General features: G+C 68.5%; 6 protein-coding genes. 3 read left to right on the top strand and 3 right to left on the bottom strand.

Going from position 1 to position 5,706, the window contains the following annotated elements; translation table 11 throughout:
- Both menE and ACWDU1_RS28590 read right to left on the bottom strand, forming a co-directional pair.
- Positions 1-1,003 (bottom strand): o-succinylbenzoate--CoA ligase (gene menE / locus ACWDU1_RS28595; RefSeq protein ID WP_450003183.1); only part of this gene is annotated, 1,003 nt, incomplete at its 3' end.
- Positions 1,004-1,297: 294 nt separating this feature from the next.
- On the bottom strand, positions 1,298-1,681 hold the full coding sequence (locus tag ACWDU1_RS28590; RefSeq protein WP_450003181.1) for a VOC family protein: 384 nt from the start codon (positions 1,679-1,681) through the stop codon (positions 1,298-1,300).
- A 78-nt stretch (positions 1,682-1,759) separates the two neighbouring features.
- Here ACWDU1_RS28590 and ACWDU1_RS28585 point away from each other — a divergent pair, with 78 nt between their 5' ends.
- Together ACWDU1_RS28585 and ACWDU1_RS28580 are read left to right on the top strand one after the other, a co-directional pair.
- A complete protein-coding gene (locus ACWDU1_RS28585) occupies positions 1,760-2,320 on the top strand; it encodes a hypothetical protein (protein ID WP_450003180.1) in 561 nt (186 codons plus the stop codon).
- Between the two features lie 205 nt (positions 2,321-2,525).
- Entirely contained in the window at positions 2,526-3,815 is a 1,290-nt protein-coding gene (locus ACWDU1_RS28580; RefSeq protein ID WP_450003178.1) for an alpha/beta hydrolase, read from the top strand.
- A gap of 14 nt (positions 3,816-3,829) precedes the next feature.
- Here ACWDU1_RS28580 and ACWDU1_RS28575 read toward each other — a convergent pair whose 3' ends face one another.
- On the bottom strand, positions 3,830-4,723 hold the full coding sequence (locus tag ACWDU1_RS28575; protein ID WP_450003176.1) for a 1,4-dihydroxy-2-naphthoyl-CoA synthase: 894 nt from the start codon (positions 4,721-4,723) through the stop codon (positions 3,830-3,832).
- A gap of 106 nt (positions 4,724-4,829) precedes the next feature.
- Here ACWDU1_RS28575 and ACWDU1_RS28570 point away from each other — a divergent pair, with 106 nt between their 5' ends.
- Positions 4,830-5,486 carry a PaaI family thioesterase gene (locus ACWDU1_RS28570; RefSeq protein WP_450003175.1) on the top strand — a complete coding sequence of 219 codons (657 nt, stop codon included), beginning with the start codon at positions 4,830-4,832 and terminating at the stop codon, positions 5,484-5,486.
- Positions 5,487-5,706 lie beyond the last annotated feature (220 nt).

Below are 5,706 nucleotides of genomic sequence, written 5' to 3'. Positions count from 1 at the left end.
TGGTGCCCGGTACGGGCACCACGGCCACCGCGACCCGCTGGCCCAGCCGTTCGTCGGGCAGGCCCAGCACCACACACTCCGCCACCGCCGGATGGGTCGCGAGTACCGCTTCCACCACCTGCGGGATCACCAGCAGGCCGCCGGTGCTGATCGCCTCGTCCAGCCGGCCGCGCACCCGCAGCACACCGTCCTGGAATTCACCGGCGTCGTCGGTGCGGAACCAGCCCGGTTCGGCGAAGGCCGGATGCTCGGGCATATTGCGGTAGCCGGCGGCGATCATGTCACCACCGAGCACGATGCGGCCACCGTCGATCCGGACGCGGGCGCCCGTCAGCGGCACCCCGTCGTAGACGCAGCCGCCGCAGGTCTCGCTCATCCCGTAGGTGCGCACGATATTGATGCCGGCGTCGCGGGCGCGTTCGTACACCGGTGCCGGGGTGGCGGCGCCGCCGATGAGTACCGCGTCCAGTTCCGCGAGCGCGGCGGTCGCGGCCGGCGCCTCCAGAACCTTGATGAGCTGGGTCGGCACCAGCGAGGTGTAGCGACGTTCGCCGCGCATCCCCGCGATCGCGCCCGCCAGCGCTTCGGGCAGGAAACCGCCGGATACGTCGACCACCGTGGGTTCCGTCCCGGCCAGCAGCGAGCGCAGCAACACCTGGAGCCCGGCGATATGGTGGGTCGGCAGGGCCAGCAGCCAGCTCCCCGGGCCGCCGAGCCGTTCGTGGGTGGCGTCGCCGCTGGCGCGTAGCGCGGCGGCGGTGAGCATGGCGCCCTTCGGCACCCCGGTCGTCCCGGAGGTGGTCACGACCAGGGCGATATCGTCCTCGATCGGCTCCCCCGGGGCCAGCGCGTCACCCAGCCGCCGGGCCTCGCGACGGTCGCTGGTCGGTACCGGCAGCCACGCCGCCGACCCGCTGCCGTCCAGCACCTGCCGCAGATGCGGGAGGACGTCGCTGACGCCGCTACCGGTGGGAATGGGCAGGGTACGCAGGGTTTTGCTCACGGCCGCGCCTTGTCCCCGGGACGCCGGTAGGCCGTGACCCGCTCGTCGTACTCGCTCACGGCAGCGATGGTGTCATGTCCGCGGTTACACGGCAGGCAGGGGTCCGTGCTGCCGGGACAGGGTGCCGGAGCCGGATGATCGGATTGCGCTGGGCCAGGCATGGGACTGCGATTCACTCGACGGACGGTACGAAGGGGTCGCACCGGGCGTCGGTGATCGGGCGGCCATCCGATCGTATCGTCGCCCGGCGGGCCGGGAGTTGGCAACCCGGCAGAAAACCCCGCCGCCCCCGCGTCAGCGGTTGTCGCGCCGCAGCGGATGGTCTCCGGGTATCTCCACCAGCACGATCGGCACACCGTCGGGATCGGTCAGCCACATCTCGATCAATCCCCACGGTTCGGTGACCGGAGCCCGGTCGATCGCCACTCCGCGCAACGTCAGCTCCACCGCGACGGCCCCGAGATCGCGAACCTGCAACCAGATCGCCCCCGCGAACCCCAGGGGGCCGGTATCCGAACCGCCGTGGCCGGCGACCTCGATCAATGACTGTCCCGCGAAGAACACTGTTCCGCCGGGGTACTCCCGGAACACCGCCAAACCCAGGGAGTCGCGGTAGAACGCCAGGGTGGTCGCATAGTCCCGCGGGCGCAGAATGACCCGGCTACTGAGGATATCCACCCTGAACGAGTGTAGGGGTGGCACGGCAGTTGTCACGGGACCCGCCCCGAACCCGTGCCCTTCGAGACAATGAGTCCTGTGACGCTCTACTTGCCCGACCACCAGGAGATCCGGACCGTTGCCCTACACGCCCCGCTGCGTAATTGGCATCCGAGCGCGAAGGACTGGCTCCTCGGCAAGGTCGACCATCCACTGGAGGACTGGGACACCCGGGCCTTCCTGACGGTTCCGGGCATCATCTGGACTGTTTCGAGCGATACCTGCGCGACCGGGCGGTTGAGCGCACCCGAGAACGTGGCGTACGACCACCACTACCGCGAATTCGTGTTCCGCCAGCCCCGTGACGAAGCGGAACTCGCGGCGATCATGAGCGCCGATTCCGAGGAAGTGTTCGGGTGTTATCGGTTCGACGGCCTGAATCGCTGGACCTCTCTGAGCCTCGCCGCCTGGGTCGCGGACAAGGAGGTCATCGTCGGTTACCTCCGTCATGTCCTGGCCGCTGGGGACAACTCCGAGATCCACGACTGCCTCCGGCAGTACGAGGCGTACCTGGCGGGTCCGGAGTTCAGCAGCTACCTGCGCGATTTCGGGCAGCATCTGGAGAATCGCGAGCGCGGGCGCAAGCCGGCCGAACCGTGACGGACCGCCCCGCGCATCGCCGGACCCTTCGACCACCAGCCGCGGGTCACGTTTCCGCAGTTCGGACGCGTGGTAACGCTGCGGCGTTCGACCGGATTCCATACGACCGATATGGTCGCGAAATCACCGATACGGTCGCAGGCTCGCAGTGGCCGTCGCGGATTTCCGGTGAGATCGGCGAACGGAGCGGAGTCGGTTGCGGGAAATGGATCGCGAAGAGGTAGTGCTCGCTCCCGAGGTGGAGAACCCGAAGGGCGGCGCGGTGGCCGAGCCGCGCGGAGGCGGGCAGTGGTCGCGCTCGATCGTGCGCTGGGGTCAGCGGGTGGCGCTGGCACTCGCAGGCCTCGTCGCGGTGCTGGTCCTCGTGGTGGCCGCGTCGGCGACGCTGGATCCCGCTTCCAACGCCGTCACGATGATCGGCAACTGGGTGTGGCCCTCGGCCGGCCCGCAGCTGGTCCTGCTCAGCGCGCTCGCGTTCGTGGTGGCCCTGGCCGGAATGCGGTGGGGTCCGCGGCGGACTTCGCGGGTCGTGGCGGCTCTGGCCGCCGCCGGCGTCGTGGTGGCCACCGCGATCGTCTCGACCTTCGCCCATGCCACCTATCGTGCGGGCGGCTCGGTGAACCCGGTCTCGGCTCTGTGGTCCGCGCCGTCGGCGTCCGAACCCGATCGGACGACGGTGTTCGACACTGTCGGCGGCAAGGAGTTGCGCGCCCTGATCTACGAGCCCGCCGACGGCGGTGACGGCGGGTCCGCTCCGATGATGATCTACATCCATGGCGGTGGCTGGATCGGCGGGAGCGTCGCAGATGCCTCGCCGGACCTGCGCCATTTCGCCGACGAGGGCTGGTTGGTGGTCAGCGTCGAGTACCGGCTGGCGACGGCGAGTGTCGCGACGTGGGACAAGGCGCCACGTGACGTCGCCTGCGCCCTGGCATGGGCCGGCGAGAACGCCGATTCGCTGGGTGGCGATGGTGACAAGCTTGTGGTGGCCGGGGATTCCGCGGGGGGCAATCTAGCGGTCAACCTGGCGTATTCGGCTGCGCGGTCGGCACCCCTGACCGCATGTGGGCGTACCGTTCCGGTGCCTCGGGCGGTTGTCGTGCAGTACCCCGTGGTCGACCCCCGCGATGCCTATGACAACGGGTACCCGATCCCGGGGGCCGAGCCGAAGGCCTTCACCTCGGACTACATCGGAGGGCCTCCGGAAGCGCATCCGGATCGGATGCGGGCCATCTCCTCGGACACCTACATCGGTCCTTCCGCGCCACAGACGCTGATCATCGAGCCGATGGGTGACGGGTTCATTCCGGCGAACGGTGTGCTGGACTTCGCCGACCGTGCGCAGCGGGCCGGCGTCGATGTCACCGTCGCCGGGCTGCCGTTCGCCAACCACGGTTACGACTCGGGCGCACTGGGGAACCAGGCCCGTCGCAGCATCACCGAGAACTACCTCGCCGAACGTGATCTGGCGCCGCACTCTTACTGCGGCCGCTAGCCGAGTGCTCCGGATCAGAAGTGCCAGGGGTACGGACTCCAATCGGGGGCCCGCTTTTCCAGGAAGGAGTCGCGGCCTTCGATGGCTTCGTCGGTCATATAGGCCATGCGGGTGGCCTCGCCGGCGAAGAGTTGCTGGCCGACGAGGCCGTCGTCGGCGAGGTTGAAGGCGTATTTGAGCATGCGCTGGGCCTGGGGGGATTTACCGTTGATCGCCGCCGACCATTCCAGGGCGACATCCTCGAGTTCCGCGTGGTCGACGACTTTGTTGACCGCGCCCATCGCGTGCATTTCCTCGGCCGTGTAGGCCTGGCCGAGGAAGAAGATCTCGCGGGCGAATTTCTGGCCGACCAGCTTGGCCAGGTAGGCGCTGCCGTAACCCCCGTCGAAACTGCCGACATCGGCGTCGGTTTGTTTGAACCGGGCGTGTTCGCGGCTGGCCAGCGTCAGGTCGCAGACCACGTGCAGGCTGTGGCCGCCACCGGCTGCCCAGCCGTTGACCAGGGCGATCACGACTTTGGGCATGAACCGGATGAGCCGCTGTACCTCCAGGATGTGCAGCCGGCCGGCCCGGGCCTGGTCGACCGTGTCGGCGGTATCGCCGCTGGCGTACTGGTAGCCGCTGCGGCCGCGGATCCGCTGGTCGCCGCCCGAGCAGAAGGCCCAGCCGCCGTCCTTGGTGCTGGGACCGTTTCCGGTGAGCAGGACCGCGCCCACATCACCGGTGGTGCGGGCATGGTCGAGGACCGCATAGAGTTCGTCGACCGTATGCGGCCGGAAGGCGTTGCGCACCTCCGGCCGGTCGAAGGCGACCCGGACCGTGCCCTGCTCGATGTGGCGGTGGTAGGTGATATCGGTCAGGTTCTCGAACCCGGCCACTTCGCGCCACAGCGTCGGATTGAACGTCATGGCAGTGATTACATCAGGCGCGGTACGCGGGTTCGCGGGCCGTTGACTTCACCACATCTCAGCCGATTTGTTTGGACGGCGTAAAACGCGGCGTTACCGTGCATATATGAGCGAGCGGACCCAACCTGTGATCGACGACAGCGCTGTCGACGAGGATCGGTACGAGCGGCACGGCGGGTTTCCCAAGATCACCCCGGCCCGTATCGGCCCGGAATTCGGCGAATTCGTCGAGGCCATGCGCACGCTACAGGACCTCGCCGTCTCCGCCGACGCCCCCGATTCGGTCTACGGCGCCGCGCGCGACCGCGTGAACGAACTGATCGCCCTGCTCGAGCCCCACCGGGCCCCGGAACAGCAGGGCCCCGCCGGGCGGGCCGTCGAACTGCCCGGCCGCGGCAGCCTGCTCCTGCTGCCCTGGCGGACGGTCTCGGCCGGCCCGGACGGCATCGTCATGCAGGGTGTTTTCCGCCGCTTCCACCTCGGCGGGAACGCGGCCGCGCACGGTGGGGTGCTGCCGCTGCTGTTCGACGATCTGTTCGGGATGACCGTGCACTACGCCGGCCGCCCGATCAGCCGCACCGCCTACCTGCATATCAACTACCGCAAGGTGACTCCGCTGGACACTCCGCTGACCGTGCGGGGGCGGGTCGAGCGGACCGAGGGGCGTAAGACGTTCATCAGCGCCGAACTCACCGATGACGAGGGCGCCGTGCTGGCGGACTGTGAAGGTTTGATGGTGCAGTTGCTGCCCTGGCAGCCGTGATTTTGGAGCGGCTCCAGCGCTGAGGTTCGGTGGGGTTCGGGGTGACCCGACCGCCAAGGGTTCGGCTGTAATTTTGGAGCGGCTCCGCCGCTCGAGGTTCGGCCCTCCGGGGCGCCTGCTGTCGGCCCTCGAGACTTGCGGCTGCGCCGCCTCGCTTCGAGATCGGAAGAGAGTCGTGAAGGGAAAGAGTGTGATCTATGTATCGTATATAAAGGTGGTA

It is taken from the genome of Nocardia sp. NPDC003345, assembly GCF_053589395.1.
This window is presented reverse-complemented; position numbering and strand designations above follow the sequence as displayed.